This is a genomic window from Rhizobium leguminosarum (genome assembly GCF_004123835.1).
GTDB lineage: Bacteria > Pseudomonadota > Alphaproteobacteria > Rhizobiales > Rhizobiaceae > Rhizobium > Rhizobium leguminosarum_M.
Map to the genome: position 1 here is coordinate 238,249 of NZ_MZMU01000015.1, position 15,242 is coordinate 253,490.

The 15,242-nt window shown below is 62.2% G+C and carries 17 protein-coding genes; 15 read left to right on the top strand and 2 right to left on the bottom strand.

The window, feature by feature from the left end; translation table 11 throughout:
* The first annotated feature begins 7 nt into the window (after positions 1-7).
* From B5P46_RS23395 to B5P46_RS23445, 11 genes are all read left to right on the top strand, one after another.
* Positions 8-310, top strand: a complete 303-nt coding sequence (locus tag B5P46_RS23395) for a hypothetical protein (protein WP_129420798.1) — start codon at positions 8-10, stop codon at positions 308-310.
* On the top strand, positions 310-1,668 hold the full coding sequence (locus B5P46_RS23400; protein ID WP_129420799.1) for a pyruvate dehydrogenase complex dihydrolipoamide acetyltransferase: 1,359 nt from the start codon (positions 310-312) through the stop codon (positions 1,666-1,668). Before B5P46_RS23395 ends, B5P46_RS23400 begins: the two co-directional genes overlap by 1 nt.
* A 19-nt stretch (positions 1,669-1,687) precedes the next feature.
* Positions 1,688-2,329 (top strand): SGNH/GDSL hydrolase family protein, encoded by a 642-nt coding sequence (locus B5P46_RS23405; RefSeq protein ID WP_129420800.1) that lies wholly within the window; start codon positions 1,688-1,690, stop codon positions 2,327-2,329.
* Between the two features lie 2 nt (positions 2,330-2,331).
* A complete protein-coding gene (locus tag B5P46_RS23410; RefSeq protein ID WP_129420801.1) occupies positions 2,332-2,913 on the top strand; it encodes a GNAT family N-acetyltransferase in 582 nt (193 codons plus the stop codon).
* A gap of 16 nt (positions 2,914-2,929) precedes the next feature.
* On the top strand, positions 2,930-4,396 hold the full coding sequence (gene lpdA, locus B5P46_RS23415; protein ID WP_129420802.1) for a dihydrolipoyl dehydrogenase: 1,467 nt from the start codon (positions 2,930-2,932) through the stop codon (positions 4,394-4,396).
* A gap of 76 nt (positions 4,397-4,472) precedes the next feature.
* The gene (locus B5P46_RS23420; RefSeq protein ID WP_003539329.1) at positions 4,473-4,727 is read left to right on the top strand and encodes a GlsB/YeaQ/YmgE family stress response membrane protein; all 255 of its coding nucleotides are present in this window, start codon (positions 4,473-4,475) and stop codon (positions 4,725-4,727) included.
* A 20-nt stretch (positions 4,728-4,747) separates the two neighbouring features.
* Positions 4,748-4,996 carry a GlsB/YeaQ/YmgE family stress response membrane protein gene (locus tag B5P46_RS23425; protein ID WP_129420803.1) on the top strand — a complete coding sequence of 83 codons (249 nt, stop codon included), beginning with the start codon at positions 4,748-4,750 and terminating at the stop codon, positions 4,994-4,996.
* 140 nt (positions 4,997-5,136) lie between these two features.
* Positions 5,137-6,108, top strand: a complete 972-nt coding sequence (lipA, locus tag B5P46_RS23430) for a lipoyl synthase (RefSeq protein ID WP_003559117.1) — start codon at positions 5,137-5,139, stop codon at positions 6,106-6,108.
* Positions 6,109-6,388: 280 nt separating this feature from the next.
* Complete coding sequence (locus B5P46_RS23435) at positions 6,389-6,937, top strand: AAA family ATPase (RefSeq protein WP_129420957.1); 549 nt, start codon at positions 6,389-6,391, stop codon at positions 6,935-6,937.
* Between the two features lie 41 nt (positions 6,938-6,978).
* Positions 6,979-7,575: an AAA family ATPase gene (locus B5P46_RS23440; RefSeq protein ID WP_129420804.1), complete on the top strand. Its 597-nt coding sequence runs from the start codon at positions 6,979-6,981 to the stop codon at positions 7,573-7,575.
* Positions 7,576-7,584: 9 nt separating this feature from the next.
* Positions 7,585-8,037 (top strand): type II toxin-antitoxin system RatA family toxin, encoded by a 453-nt coding sequence (locus B5P46_RS23445; RefSeq protein WP_129420805.1) that lies wholly within the window; start codon positions 7,585-7,587, stop codon positions 8,035-8,037.
* A gap of 14 nt (positions 8,038-8,051) precedes the next feature.
* Here B5P46_RS23445 and B5P46_RS23450 read toward each other — a convergent pair whose 3' ends face one another.
* Positions 8,052-8,555, bottom strand: coding sequence for a CinA family protein (locus B5P46_RS23450; RefSeq protein WP_206735391.1), 504 nt, complete (start codon positions 8,553-8,555; stop codon positions 8,052-8,054).
* On the bottom strand, positions 8,552-9,769 hold the full coding sequence (locus B5P46_RS23455) for a bifunctional 2-C-methyl-D-erythritol 4-phosphate cytidylyltransferase/2-C-methyl-D-erythritol 2,4-cyclodiphosphate synthase (protein WP_129420806.1): 1,218 nt from the start codon (positions 9,767-9,769) through the stop codon (positions 8,552-8,554). Before B5P46_RS23455 ends, B5P46_RS23450 begins: the two co-directional genes overlap by 4 nt.
* A 145-nt stretch (positions 9,770-9,914) precedes the next feature.
* Between B5P46_RS23455 and dusB the strand changes: the two genes are divergently transcribed.
* The 4 genes from dusB (at position 9,915) to B5P46_RS23480 (ending at position 15,125) form a co-directional block, all read left to right on the top strand.
* Positions 9,915-10,931 carry a tRNA dihydrouridine synthase DusB gene (gene dusB, locus B5P46_RS23460; RefSeq protein ID WP_206735392.1) on the top strand — a complete coding sequence of 339 codons (1,017 nt, stop codon included), beginning with the start codon at positions 9,915-9,917 and terminating at the stop codon, positions 10,929-10,931.
* Complete coding sequence (locus B5P46_RS23465) at positions 10,928-12,082, top strand: two-component system sensor histidine kinase NtrB (protein ID WP_012757341.1); 1,155 nt, start codon at positions 10,928-10,930, stop codon at positions 12,080-12,082. The genes dusB and B5P46_RS23465 overlap by 4 nt, the downstream gene beginning before the upstream one ends.
* Positions 12,079-13,530 carry a nitrogen regulation protein NR(I) gene (ntrC, locus tag B5P46_RS23470; RefSeq protein WP_003539347.1) on the top strand — a complete coding sequence of 484 codons (1,452 nt, stop codon included), beginning with the start codon at positions 12,079-12,081 and terminating at the stop codon, positions 13,528-13,530. Before B5P46_RS23465 ends, ntrC begins: the two co-directional genes overlap by 4 nt.
* A gap of 605 nt (positions 13,531-14,135) precedes the next feature.
* Positions 14,136-15,125: a potassium channel beta subunit family protein gene (locus B5P46_RS23480; protein ID WP_129420959.1), complete on the top strand. Its 990-nt coding sequence runs from the start codon at positions 14,136-14,138 to the stop codon at positions 15,123-15,125.
* Positions 15,126-15,242: the final 117 nt, after the last annotated feature.

The window sequence follows — 15,242 nt, forward strand, 5'->3', positions numbered from 1 at the left end:
GCGGGCGATGGCCGTGATGAAAGATGTCAGGCGCATTGCCTGGTCGATCTACTGGAAGTCGATTTTACTCAGTGTCATCTGCGGTTTTGTTGCCGGCGCAGCTTTTGGGTTCGTTTTCGGATTCGCGGGTGGATTTGCCGGCATACCGCGGGAGACGATGGTTCCGTTTCTTCAATGGGGCGGCGCTATTAGCGGTGTGATCGCAGGTTTTTTCGCGTTCAATTTAATATTGGCACGCACAATTGGAAAGTCGATTGGCGGGCGGCAGCTTGAACTCGCCGTTGCCAATTCGCTCAGGGAGGGCCGCTGATGCCGATCAATATAACGATGCCTGCCCTCTCTCCGACCATGGAAGAAGGCAATCTTTCCAAATGGCTGGTCAAGGAAGGCGACAAGGTCAAGTCTGGCGATGTGATCGCCGAGATCGAGACCGACAAGGCGACGATGGAAGTCGAAGCCGTCGATGAAGGCACGGTCGCCAAGCTCGTCGTTGCCGCCGGCACCGAAGGCGTCAAGGTCAATGCGCTGATCGCGGTTCTCGCCGCCGATGGCGAGGATGTCTCCGCTGCGGCAAGCGGTGCGGGTTCCGCCGCTCCGGCACCTAAGGCAGACGGCGCAGCTGCGCCGAAGGCCGAGGCTGCACCGGCTTCGACGCAGTCCACTCCGGCTGCAGCACCTGTCACCACCGCTGCGCCCGCATCGGTTTCGGCTGATGGCAACCGCACCTTCTCTTCGCCGCTTGCCCGCAGGTTGGCCAAGGAAGCCGGTATCGACCTTTCGGCTGTCGCAGGCTCCGGCCCGCATGGCCGCGTCGTCAAGAGCGACATCGAAGCCGCCGTTGCCGGTGGTGGCGCCAAGGCCGCAGCCCCTGCGGCTGCTTCCGCTCCGCAAGCCTCCGCCGCGCCGGCTCCGGCCGCCGCGCCGAAAGGCGCGTCCGAAGAAGCCGTGCTCAAGCTCTTCGAACCGGGCTCCTACGAACTCGTGCCGCATGACGGTATGCGTAAGACGATTGCCAGGCGCCTGGTCGAATCCAAGCAGACGATCCCGCATTTCTACGTCAGCGTCGATTGCGAGCTCGATGCGTTGCTGGCGCTGCGCGCCCAGCTGAACGATGCGGCTCCGCGGAAGGACAACGCTCCGGCCTACAAACTTTCGGTCAACGACATGGTCATCAAGGCCATGGCGCTGGCGCTGCGCGACGTTCCGGATGCCAATGTCTCCTGGACCGACAGCAACATGGTCAAGCACAAGCACGCCGATGTCGGCGTTGCTGTCTCGATCCCAGGCGGCCTGATCACCCCGATCATCCGCAAGGCCGAGGAAAAGACCCTGTCGACGATCTCCAACGAGATGCGCGATCTCGGCAAGCGGGCCAAGGACCGCAAGCTGAAGCCTGAGGAATATCAGGGTGGCACCAGTTCGGTCTCAAACATGGGCATGATGGGCGTGAAGAACTTCGCAGCCGTCGTTAACCCGCCGCATGCAACGATCCTCGCGGTCGGCGCCGGCGAACAGCGGGTCGTCGTCAAGAAGGGCGAAATGGTGATTGCCACCGTGATGTCAGTCACGCTCTCGACCGACCATCGCTGCGTCGATGGCGCGCTCGGCGCCGAGCTGCTCCAGGCCTTCAAGGGCTACATCGAGAACCCGATGGGCATGCTTGTCTGATAGCGGCGCGGAGGCGGAAATGACCAAGACCGTTCTTTGCTATGGTGACTCGCTGACCTGGGGTTATGACGCTGAGACGATCGGCCGTCATGATTACAAGAATCGCTGGCCGAGCGTGCTTCAGGCAGCGCTCGGCGGTGAGGCCCGTGTCATCGCCGAAGGCCTGAACGGTCGCACCACCGCTTTCGACGACCATCTCGCCGATTGCGACCGCAACGGTGCGCGCATCCTGCCGACGATCCTGCAGACGCATGCGCCGCTCGACCTCGTCATCCTTCTGCTCGGCACCAATGACATGAAGCCGGTCGTTGCAGGCTCGGCCTTTGCCGCATGCCAGGGCATCAGCCGGCTCGTGCGGCTGATCCGCAATCACGCCTGGCCCTTCGAATTCGATGGACCGGAGATTCTGATCGTGGCGCCCCCGGCGATCCGCGCGACGGGCAATGTGCCCTTCGCCGCATCGTTTCCCGGCGGCATCGAGGAATCGGCAAAGTTTGCCACGCTTTATCGTGATCTTGCCGACGAACTCGGTTGTGGCTTCTTCGACGGCAATTCGGTCGCCAAGACCACACCGATCGACGGTATTCACCTCGATGCGGAGAATACGCGTGCGCTCGGACGCGGGCTGGAATCGATCGTGCGGATAATGCTGGGGATCTGACCATGACCTCCTTCATCGCCCTCCGGCAGGCCTCACTGCGGGATGCCTCGGAGCTGGCGATTCTGGCGGATATCGCATCGCGCGGTTTTGCCTCCTGGCTCTGGTTTGCCGGTGTGGAAAACGGCGTGAGCGACACGCCGCTGGAGCGGGGCCGGCTGAAGATGAGCGAGGAGGAGGCTGTCGGCGGCTGGCGGGATGCGGTCATTGCCGAGGCCTATGGCGAGGTCGCGGGTGTGGCGATTGGCCATGCGCTGGGTGAGGGCATAGGCGATATCGAAGCGACGATTCCGGCGACCGCACCGATGCTCGCCTTGCAGAAAACGGTGGTCGGAAGCTGGTTCATCGGCAGTCTCGGCGTCTATCGCCATCTGCGCGGCATCGGCATCGGACGCAGGCTGCTGGACGATCAGATCGAAAGGGCCGATCGCCGCCCCGTCAGTCTCATTACCGCAAGTGATAACGAAGCGGCTTTGTCGCTTTATGAAAGAAACGGATTCCTGGAGGCTGCGCGCGCCGATGCCGTGCCGCTCTTCGACAACAGCAAGAGACACGCGTGGGTGCTCATGACCCGCGGCGCAGCGTAACAAAGGCAGGAAACACATGGCTGAATCCTACGACGTCATCATCATCGGTTCGGGTCCCGGCGGCTATGTCGCTGCCATCCGTGCCAGCCAGCTCGGCCTCAAGACCGCGATCGTCGAGCGCGAGCATATGGGCGGCATCTGCCTGAACTGGGGCTGCATCCCGACCAAGGCGCTGCTGCGCTCGGCCGAGGTGCTCGACCACGCCAATCACTTCAAGGATTACGGCCTCGTTCTCGAAGGCACGGTCAAGCCGGATGCCAAGGCCGTCGTCGGCCGCTCGCGCGCCGTCTCCGCCCGCCTGAATGCCGGCGTCGGCTTCCTGATGAAGAAGAACAAGATCGACATCATCTGGGGCGAAGCGAAGATCACCAAGGCTTCGGCTGGAGCTCAGCCCGGCGAGATCGTCGTCGGCAAGCCGTCGAAGCCGGTCGTCGAGCCGCAGCATCCGTTGCCGAAAAACGTCAAGAGCGGCGAGGGCACCTATTCCGCCAAACACATCATCATCGCCACCGGCGCCCGCCCGCGCGCGCTGCCCGGCATCGAGCCAGATGGCAAGCTGATCTGGACCTATTTCGAGGCGCTGAAGCCGGATGCGCTGCCGAAGTCGCTGATCGTCATGGGCTCGGGCGCGATCGGCATCGAATTCGCCAGCTTCTATCGCTCGATGGGCGTCGACGTGACGGTCGTCGAAGTCATGCCGACCATCATGCCGGTCGAGGATGCCGAGATAACCGCGATCGCCCGCAAGCAGCTTGAAAAGCGCGGCCTCAAGATCTTCACCAGCGCCAAGGTCTCGAAGGTCGAGAAGGCCGCCGACAGCGTCACCGCTCATGTCGAGACGGCCGATGGCAAGGTGCAGCAGATCACTGCCGACCGACTGATTTCGGCCGTCGGCGTTCAGGGCAATATCGAAAACCTCGGTCTCGAGGCGCTCGGCATCAAGACCGACCGCGGCTGCGTCGTCATCGACGGTTACGGCAAGACCAATGTCGCCGGCATCTATGCGATCGGCGATGTCGCCGGTCCGCCGATGCTGGCGCATAAGGCAGAGCATGAGGGCGTGGTTTGCGTCGAAAAGATCGCCGGCCTGCCGAATGTCCATCCGACCGACAAGGGCAAGGTCCCGGGCTGCACCTATTGCAATCCGCAGGTCGCCTCCGTCGGCATCACCGAAGCGAAGGCCAAGGAGCAGGGCCGCGACATCCGCGTCGGCCGCTTCTCCTTCGCGGCGAACGGCAAGGCGATTGCGCTCGGCGAAGACCAGGGCATGGTGAAGGTGATCTTCGACAAGAAGACCGGCGAGCTCCTCGGCGCCCATATGGTCGGCGCCGAAGTCACCGAGCTCATCCAGGGCTTCGTCGTCGCGATGAACCTCGAAACGACCGAGGAAGAGCTGATGCACACGATCTTCCCGCATCCGACTGTGTCCGAAACGATGAAGGAAGCGGTGCTCGATGCTTACGGCCGCGTCCTGAACGCTTGATAATCTCCCCCGCCGCCCTCTATCCCAGGGTGGCAAAGTTATCCCCCTGGGGTGGAAAAAACGAAAGGAAATCATCATGTCTATGGAGACGCAGGCGTTGCTGGTGTTTTTGCTGATCGGCCTGGTTGCAGGCTTCCTCGCAAGCCTGGTCGTCGGTGGCGGCGGGCTGATAAGGTGCCTGCTGAGCGGCATCATCGGCGCCTTCGTCGGCGGCTATCTGTTCAGCGCGCTCGGCATTTCGCTGGGCATTGAAAACGCGCTGGTCGTGCAGATCATCCACGCCACCGTCGGCGCCATTATCGTGGTTCTGATCGCGAGAGCGGTCGCTTGAAGAGCAACTGAGGGCAGGGCATGGAAAGCGTCGGCTGGATTTCGGCAATCATCATCGGCGGGCTTGCGGGCTGGCTCGCCGGCAAGCTGATGGAAGCGCGATACGGGATTTTCCTGAATATCGTGCTCGGCATCGTCGGCTCGGTCGTCGCCAGCGCCATCCTCGCGCAGTTTCATCTCGCGGTGGTCGGCGGGCGGCTCGGCTATTTCGTGACGGGTTTCCTCGGCGCCTGCTTGTTGATATTCCTTGCGCGGCTGGTGCGGCGCTAATGCATGTCGCCCAAAAGTGCGCGGTTTTGGGATAACGACTTGCATAAAACAAAGACTTAAAGAGTGTCGCATGAATCCGGTTTGACGCGATGCGCTTTAGATGATGTGCCGCATAGGGGCGGTAGAAAGCTGAAACTGCAATGGTGACCATCCTCGATACGATCAATCCCGACGCCAAGCGCGTGCGGCATCCGGAGAAGGCGCATCGGCCCGATACCGAAGTCATGCGCAAGCCGGACTGGATTCGCGTCAAGGCGCCGACCTCCAAGGGTTATGCCGAGACGCGCGCGATCGTGAAGGAGCACAAACTCGTCACCGTCTGCGAGGAGGCCGGCTGCCCGAATATCGGCGAGTGCTGGGACAAGAAGCACGCGACCTTCATGATCATGGGCGAGATCTGTACCCGCGCCTGCGCCTTCTGCAACGTCGCCACCGGCAAGCCAAATGCGCTCGACATGGCCGAGCCAGAGAATGTCGCCAAGGCGGTCAAGGAGATGGGCCTCAGCCACGTCGTCATCACCTCGGTCGACCGTGACGACCTGGAGGACGGCGGCGCCGAACACTTCGAAAAGGTAATCTGGGCAATCCGCGCCGCCTCGCCGATGACGACGATCGAGATCCTGACGCCCGACTTTCTGAAGAAACCCGGTGCGCTGGAACGCGTCGTCGCCGCCAAGCCCGACGTCTTCAACCACAATATGGAAACGGTGCCTGGCAACTATCTGACGGTTCGCCCTGGCGCCCGCTACTTCCATTCCGTCCGCCTGCTGCAGCGGGTGAAGGAACTCGATCCCACCATGTTCACCAAATCGGGCATCATGGTCGGTCTCGGCGAAGAGCGAAACGAAGTCCTGCAGCTGATGGACGATCTGCGCACCGCCGATGTCGACTTCCTGACGATCGGCCAATACCTGCAGCCGACCCGCAAGCACCACAAGGTCGAAAGCTTCGTCACCCCCGACGAGTTCAAGTCCTACGAGACCGTCGCCTACAGCAAGGGCTTCCTGATGGTCGCCTCCAGCCCCCTGACCCGCTCCTCGCACCATGCCGGCGACGACTTCGCGCGGCTGAGAGCGGCGCGCGAGAAGAAGCTGTTGATGGCAGCCGAGTAAGATTTCGCGCTTGCTTTATCACACTGCTGATAAAGTCGACCAAACCATGCTTTCGGCTGCTCGAGCTTGTGCCACAGCTGCCTGGTTCGCGCCAATGGCTGCCCCTAACCCTCTCCCCGTAAACGGGGCGAGGGGACGTGCCCTGCGAGAGGTTGGTGGGGAACCGAGAGGTTGCGGCCTATCCCCTTCGCCCCGCAAGCGGGGAGAAGGTGGCGGCAGCCGGATGAGGGGCCGGCCTCGCCGATCTCCTCGGCCGAGGTGTCGCATCTTGAGGGCGATGATGAAGGTCAAATTCGGTTTGAAATCGGCGTTGGCCGAAGCCGACCGTATCCTGGTGATCGGCTGCCCCGGCAGCGGCAAAAGCACGCTCGCAAAGCGGCTCTCGCAAGCGCTCGACCTTGACTACATTTCCATGGACCGCGACTTCTACTGGCTCCCGGGCTGGCGAAAGAGACCGCGCGACGAGATCGACCGCCTGATCGCGAAGGCCGTGGCGGAAGAACGCTGGATCATGGATGGAACCGGCCTCAGTTCCTTCCATCTTCGCCTGCCGCGCGCAGACGCCGTCATCTGGCTTCGGCCGTCCAGATATGCATGCCTCTACGGCGCCCTCTCCAGAGCGTTCCGTTATTTTGGGCGCAACCGCCCCGAACTACCTGCCGGCTGCCCCGAACGCCTCTCGCTGGACGCGCTTGCCTATATCTGGAATTTCGAGCGCGATGCCGCACCTCTGATCGAGGCAGCACTTCGCGATCACGGGCTTGTCAATTCCACCGTCATCATAAGATCGCGCAAAGCAGCTAACCGGTTCGCCGCTCTTGGCGCTTAAGATCGTGCCGGCGAAACGCATGTCTGGCTCGAGGGAGTTGCATGATGGATCAGAGAGCAGACCTGCCGCCGCGTCAACAGATCACCGATCTTAAACAGGCTGCGGAGCATATCCGCACAGCCCACCGCATCCTCGTCATGGGTTGCTCGGGCGGCGGTAAATCCACGCTGTCGCTGAAGATCGCCAAGCGCTTCGGGCTTTCCTACATTTCGCTCGACTGCGATGTTTTCTGGCTTCCCGGCTGGGCGGTGCGCGACAGGGTCGAGCAGAGAAATATCATCGCCAGCCGGATCCTCGAAGAACGTTGGATCATGGACGGCACGAACCCGTCCTCCTTGGACATCCGGCTGCCGCGCACCGATTTCGTCGTCTGGGTCCGCATGCCGCGGCTTGTCTGCATCTGGGGCGCAATCAGCCGGTGGGCGAAATGGATCGGCCGCACTCGCCCCGAAATGGCGCCGGGCTGTATCGAGAAGGTCGATTTGGAATTCCTCCGCTTCATCTGGACCTTCGAGGAGAAATTTGCGCCGCGCCTCGTCGCGGGCATCGCCGCATATGGCCCCAACGTGCCGGTCCTTCAGCTAAAATCCCGTCGCCAGATGCGCGAGCTTCTTGATCTTCTCGGCCGGCCCGATTAATTGCCGCTTATGCCGCAATTCGAAACGCACCGTCCCGTCCCGCACACGCCCGAGCAGATGTTCGATCTCGTCGCCGATGTCGAGCGTTATCCGGAATTCCTGCCGCTCTGCGAAGCGCTCGCCATCAGGAGCCGCAAGGAGCGCGACGGCAAGATCCTGCTCGTCGCCGACATGACGGTCGGCTACAAGGCGATCCGGGAGACCTTCACGACGCAGGTGCTGCTGAACCGAGCCGAGCACGTCATCGAGGTCAAATATATCGATGGCCCGTTCAAATATCTCGACAATCGCTGGCACTTTGCCGAGATCCCGTCCGGCGGCTGCACAGTCGATTTCTTCATAGACTACGAGTTCAAGAGCCGCATCCTGGGCGCGCTGATGGGCTCGATGTTCGACCGCGCCTTCCGCATGTTCACCGAAGCTTTCGAGACCAGGGCAAACAGGATCTACACGCCGGTCTGATGAGCGAACCCGCGTCAGGCCGCATAGAGCGAGCGCACCATCTCCAGCGCCGTCCTGATCGTCGCCAGCCGGACCTCGCTGCGGCCGATATCGCCATAGAGCATTTTCCGATGGATGAGCGTGCCGTCGCGCGATTTGGCGGCGAGATGCACAAGGCCGACCGGTTTTTCCGCCGATCCGCCGCCGGGGCCGGCAATACCGGTGACGGCGACGGCGATCTCGGCGCGCGAGCGAAAGAGGGCGCCATGCACCATCTGCCGCGCGGTTTCCTCGGAGACTGCCCCGAAGCGCAGCAGCGTTTCCGCCTGCACGCCGAGCATCTCCATCTTTGCGGTATTCGTATAGGTGACGAAGCCGCGGTCGACGACGGCGGACGAACCCGAAATCTCCGTCAGCGCCCCGGCGATCAGCCCGCCGGTGCAGGATTCGGCGGTCGAGATCATCAGCCCTGCGGCCGTAAAGTCACGGATGATCGTCTCCGCCACTGACAGGACATCGTCGGGAAAAAGGCTCATCATTTCCTCCCGCGATAGACGACGGTGGCAGTCGCGATCGCCGCGATGCCTTCGCGCCGGCCGACGAAACCGATCGTCTCGTTGGTCGTCGCCTTGACCGAACAGCGCTCGATATCGATGCCGAGATAATCCGACAGTTTTGCCCGCATGGCGTCGCGATGCGGGCCGACCTTCGGTGCCTCGGCGATCAGCGAGACGTCGGCATTCATGATCGTGCCGCCGTGCTCGCGCACGATCCGGGCGGCATGCTCGATGAAGATCCGCGAGGCCGCCCCCTTCCATTGCGGGTCGGACGGCGGGAAATGATCGCCGATATCGCCGGCGCCGCAGGTGGCGAGCAGCGCGTCCGTCAACGCATGCAGCGCGACGTCGGCATCCGAGTGACCTTTCAGCTTCTGGTCGTGCGGAATGAACACGCCGCAGAGCGTCACGCCATCGCCCGCTACGAGCTGGTGCACGTCGTAGCCGTTGCCGGTGCGCACGTCTGGAAGCAGCGAAGCAGACAGCTTGTCGTCGGCCATGGCGATATCGTCCTTGACCGTCAGCTTGACGTTGTCGGCCGTGCCCTCGACGATCGTCACCGGAATGCCCAGCCATTCGGCGATCGAGGCGTCGTCGGTGAAATCGCTTCGTCCGCTTGCGGCCGCCTTCTCATGCGCCTCGAGGATCGTTTCGAAGGCGAAGGATTGCGGCGTCTGCGCCGCGTAGAGATGCTCGCGTGAAACCGTCGTCAGCACTGTGCCGGCATTGTCGGCGCGTTTCAACGTATCGGTGACCGGGATCGCCGGCAGGACCGCCTGCGCGCCAGCGTCAAGGCTCTCGGCGATGCGGTCCAGGAGATGATGGTCGAAGAACGGCCGCACCGCATCATGGATCAGCACATGGCTGATTTGCTTGTCCTTGAGGTATCTGAGGCCGGCAAGCACGGATTGCTGCCTTGTGGCGCCGCCATGCACCGTTTCGATCGGCGTTGCCGAGATGATATGGCGGAAGGCTCTCGCAAACAGCGCCTCGTCATCGGGATGGATGACGACGACGATCTCAGTTGCCGCTTCCCATGTCATGAAGTTTTCAAGCGTATGCACGATAACTGGCTTGCCGCCGATCATGCGATACTGCTTGGGGCCTTCCTTGGATGATCCTGCGCGCTCGCCGCGGCCGGCGGCAACGATGACAATTCCAGCCGATATCGGTTGCTTAGAAGGCATTTGCAGCATAAATCCCTTAAATTATGCGGAATTGACCCGAGTGCTCTAACGTCTTGCTTTGGCCTTTTCCAGCATCTGCCCGAAAAATATCAATTCCGATCCCAGCCCCCTTGGCAAGCCAGGGAATAGTGGCTAAAAATAATGCAGTTCTATTGTGTGCCCGAAAGATAATCATTTGATTTCCAAGGATCTCGCAGCGCCTTTCCAAATCGGACCCGTGTCCGTGCGGAACCGCGTTGTACTGGCGCCGATGTCCGGCGTCACGGATATGCCCTTCCGCGAGCTTGCCTGGCGCTTCGGCGCCGGCCTCGTCGTCACTGAGATGGTGGCAAGCCGCGAACTGGTCAACGACACGGCCGAATCCTGGTCGCGGCTGAGCGCTGCGGGCTTCCGGCCGCATATGGTGCAGCTTGCCGGACGCGAGGCGCACTGGATGGCGGAGGCGGCCAAGATCGCCGCCGATCACGGCGCCGATATCATCGACATCAACATGGGCTGTCCGGCAAAGAAAGTGATCGGCGGTTATTCGGGTTCGGCGCTGATGCGCGACCCCGATCATGCGCTCGGTCTCATCGAGGCGACGGTCAAGGCCGTCGACATTCCCGTGACGCTGAAGATGCGCCTTGGCTGGGATGAGAATTCGATCAACGCGCCTGACATTGCGCGCCGCGCCGAGGCGGCCGGCATCCAGCTTGTGACCATTCATGGGCGCACCCGCATGCAATTCTATGAAGGTCGCGCCGATTGGGATGCGATCCGCGCGGTCCGCGAGGTGATCTCCATTCCGCTGATCGCCAATGGCGATGTCGAAACCGCAGGCGATGCACAGGAAATACTGCGCCGCTCCGGCGCCGATGCCGTCATGATCGGCAGGGGCTGCCAGGGCAGGCCGTGGCATGCCGGCGTCATATCAGGTGCGCCCGCACCGCAATCCCTGGAGATCGCCGAGATTGCCGTCGAGCATTACCGGATGATGCTGGATTTCTACGGCGAAGCGGTGGCGATCCGCCACGCCCGCAAGCACCTTGGCTGGTATCTCCAGCGTTTCGCGCCTGATCTGTCAGGCGCTGAAAAGGCGGAGATCATGACCTCGCGCGACCCGCGCGAGGTGGCCGCGCGCCTTTACGATGCGCTGGCTGCGAATATTGTCGACAGCCGGGAGGCGGCATGACGAAGGATATGACATCTCCGTCCGATCACGCCGGCGGGACCGTCGCCATGGCCGTGCTGAACGCCATCCAGAACCCCGTCATCATGGTCGACGAATCCGGCTTCGTCGTTTTCGCCAATTGGGAGGCGGAGGCCTTCTTCGGCGCCAGCGCCTCGCATCTGGCGCGCTACCGGATTTCGACCTTCATTCCCTTCGGCAGCCCGCTGCTCGCCCTGATCGACCAGGTGCGCGAACGCAAGGCGCCGGTCAACGAATATCGCGTCGACCTGAGTTCGCCTCGGCTCGGCCAGGATAAGCTCGTCGATCTCTACGTCGCCCCGGTGCTCAGCGAGCCCGGCGCCGTCGTCATCGTCTTTCAGGAACGGTCGATGGCCGACAAGATCGACCGACAGCTGACGCATCGCGCCGCCGCCCGCTCGGTGACCGGCCTTGCCTCGATGCTGGCGCATGAGATCAAGAACCCGCTCTCCGGCATCCGCGGCGCCGCCCAGCTGCTCGAACAATCTGCGGACGACGACGATCGGGCGCTGACCCGGCTGATCTGCGACGAGACCGATCGCATCGTCTCGCTGGTCGACCGGATGGAAGTTTTTTCCGACGAACGACCTGTCGACCGCATGCCGGTCAACATCCATTCGGTGCTCGATCATGTGAAGGCGGTCGCCAAGGCGGGTTTTGCCCGCAACATCCGCGTCACCGAGAGTTACGACCCGTCGCTGCCGGCCGTCTATGCCAATCGCGACCAGCTCGTCCAGGTCTTCCTCAATCTGGTGAAGAACGCCGCCGAAGCGGTCGGCGATCGGCCGGACGGCGAAATCATGCTGACGACGGCCTATCGCCCCGGCATCCGTCTTTCGGTCGCCGGCACACGCGAAAAGATCTCGCTGCCGCTGGAATTCTGCGTCCACGATAACGGCCCCGGCGTTCCCCTCGATCTGTTGCCGCATCTCTTCGATCCCTTCATCACCACCAAGCCGAACGGCAGCGGCCTCGGCCTGGCGCTGGTCGCCAAGATCATCGGCGATCACGGCGGCATCATCGAATGCGACAGCCAGAACAGCCGCACGACATTCCGCGTTCTCATGCCGGCGTCGAAGGACGCCTCGCTTGAAGACGCCTCTATAGCAAGCTCGACAGGACCTTCTCGATGACAGCCACGATCCTCGTTGCAGATGATGATGCGGCCATCCGGACCGTGCTCAACCAGGCTTTGAGCCGCGCCGGTTATGACGTTCGCATCACCTCCAACGCCGCTACCCTCTGGCGCTGGATTTCGGCAGGCGAGGGCGATCTGGTCGTCACCGATGTGGTGATGCCCGACGAGAACGCCTTCGATCTGCTGCCGCGCATCAAGAAGGCGCGGCCCGACCTGCCGGTCCTCGTCATGAGCGCCCAGAACACCTTCATGACCGCCATCAAGGCCTCGGAAAAGGGCGCCTACGACTATCTGCCGAAGCCCTTCGATCTCACCGAGCTGATCGGCATCATCGGCCGTGCGCTGGCCGAGCCGAAGCGCAAGCCCGCCAAACTCGAAGACGACATGCAGGACGGCATGCCGCTCGTCGGCCGGTCGGCGGCGATGCAGGAAATCTACCGCGTGCTCGCCCGCCTGATGCAGACGGACCTGACGCTGATGATCACCGGCGAATCCGGCACCGGCAAGGAACTCGTCGCCCGCGCGCTGCATGATTACGGCAAGCGCCGCAACGGCCCGTTCGTCGCAATCAACATGGCGGCGATCCCGCGCGACCTGATCGAATCCGAGCTCTTCGGCCACGAGAAGGGCGCCTTCACCGGCGCGCAGACGCGCTCGACCGGCCGCTTCGAGCAGGCTGAAGGCGGCACGCTCTTCCTCGACGAGATCGGTGACATGCCGATGGACGCCCAGACACGGCTCTTACGCGTCCTGCAGCAGGGCGAATACACCACCGTCGGCGGCCGCACGCCGATCCGCACCGATGTGCGCATCGTTGCCGCCACCAACAAGGACCTGAAGCAGGCGATCAACCAGGGCCTGTTCCGCGAGGATCTCTATTACCGCCTCAATGTCGTGCCCCTGCGCCTGCCGCCGCTGCGTGATCGCGCCGAGGACATTCCCGATCTGGTGCGCCATTTCATCCAGCAGGCGGAAAAGGAAGGTCTCGGCTCCAAGCGCTTCGATCAGGAAGCCCTCGAACTGATGAAGGCCTATGCCTGGCCGGGCAATGTCCGCGAGTTGGAAAACCTCATCCGCCGTTTGATGGCGCTCTATCCGCAGGATGTGATCACCCGCGAGATCATCGATGCGGAACTGCGTTCCGACGTGCCCGACAGCCCGATCGACAAGGGGCCGATGCGCAGCGGCTCGATGACAATCGCGCAAGCCGTCGAGGAGAACATGCGTAGCTATTTCGCAGGCTTCGGGGACAATCTGCCGCCACCCGGCCTCTATGACCGTGTGCTGACCGAAATGGAATATCCGCTGATCCTCGCCGCACTGACGGCGACGCGCGGCAACCAGATCAAGGCGGCCGATCTTCTCGGTCTCAACCGCAACACCTTGCGCAAGAAGATCAGGGAACTTGGGGTTTCGGTCTACAGGAGTTCCCGCACCGCCTGAGCCTGTTCGGGGGCGCGATGAAAAGAAGGCGGCGGGCCCTCATGTTTGCCCACCGCCCACCCCTCCCGGCGTCCGCCGCCACGGTCGGGAGGAGAGGTGAGACTATCTGAGCCACGCCACGGTTTATATCCAAGCAGACAAACAAAGACGCGGTGTCATTCGACAGTCACATAAGCATTTGTGAGGAGTGTTTTGCCGCCAGGCGAATGTCATTGAAGTTGCTGCGATCATCGTCGCCGTGCCTGTGGATAAGCTGTGGATATCCGGTGGACGACAGGATCAATCGGCGGTCGATAGCGTCGCAGATTCCAATCGCATGTTGCCTATCCGTTCCGAATCTCGTCATTCTGCCGTTGCTGCTGTCGACCTCCGCCGCAAACGTCGTCGATCGCATGCCACGGGGCGCTCCGACTGATGTCGTGGAGCGCCCTTTTCTTTACCGTCGGGGCTGACGGGACTGCGACATCGTGTTTTGGTCAACTTGGCGGGCTGAGCCTCGCATATCGTTGCTCATGCCATAGATTACGCGAATCGGTCGTCGATCGATCGGCGAGGCCGACCCGGTGACAGGCCGGCATATATTCATAATTTGCGGGAGTTGCATGATGGAATATCGACGTTTGGGAAAGTCGGGCTTGAAGGTGAGCGAGTTCTCCTTCGGCTCATGGGTGACGTTCGGCAAGCAGGTCAATGGAGGCGACGCCGTCGACCTCATGAAGCTTGCCTATGACAACGGGGTGAACTTCTTCGACAATGCCGAAGGATACGAGAGCGGCAAATCCGAGATCGTGATGGGCGAGGCGCTCAGCAGGCTTGGCTGGAGCCGTGACAGCTTTGTTGTCTCCAGCAAGGTCTTCTGGGGAGGCCAGAAGCCGACGCAGCGCGGCCTGTCGCGCAAGCATGTGACCGATGCCTGCCACGCAGCGCTCAAGCGGCTTCAGGTCGACTACCTCGACCTTTATTTCTGCCACCGCCCGGATATCGACACGCCGATCGAGGAAACGGTCCGGGCGATGCACGATCTCGTCGCCCAAGGCAAGGTGCTCTACTGGGGCACGTCGGAATGGTCCGCGCAGCAATTGACGGAAGCTTATGCCGTTGCCCGGGACTTGCGCATCACGCCGCCGACGATGGAGCAGCCGCAGTACAACATCTTCGAACGCCAGAAGGTCGAGTCCGACTATCTGCCGCTCTATGATCTGATCGGCCTCGGCACCACGATCTGGTCGCCGCTCGCCTCGGGCGTCCTGACCGGCAAGTACAATGACGGTGTGCCGGCCGACAGCCGTATGAACCTGCCGGGCTACGAATGGCTGAAGGAAAAGTGGTCCAGCGATGCCGGCCGCGCCCAGCTCAAACAAGTCGGCGAGCTTGCAAAGCTCGCGGACGAGATCAGCATATCGATCACGCATCTCGCCCTTTTGTGGTGCCTCGCCAACCGCAACGTCTCGACCGTCATTCTTGGAGCCTCGCGCGCCAGCCAGCTGCAGGACAATCTCGCGGCCCTCTCACACCGAGAGAAGATGACGTCTGACGTGCTGGACCGGATCGACACGATCGTTGGCAACAAACCCGAAGGACCACGTCGCTTCTAGAGGACCCAAACCTCTCTCGACGGGTCAGATTAAGGCCCGTCGAGGGAAGCACGGCTTGACAACGAGGCGATACGCGTTGCATTTTCGCCACAATGCGTTGCTTAAAGGTCACGCAAG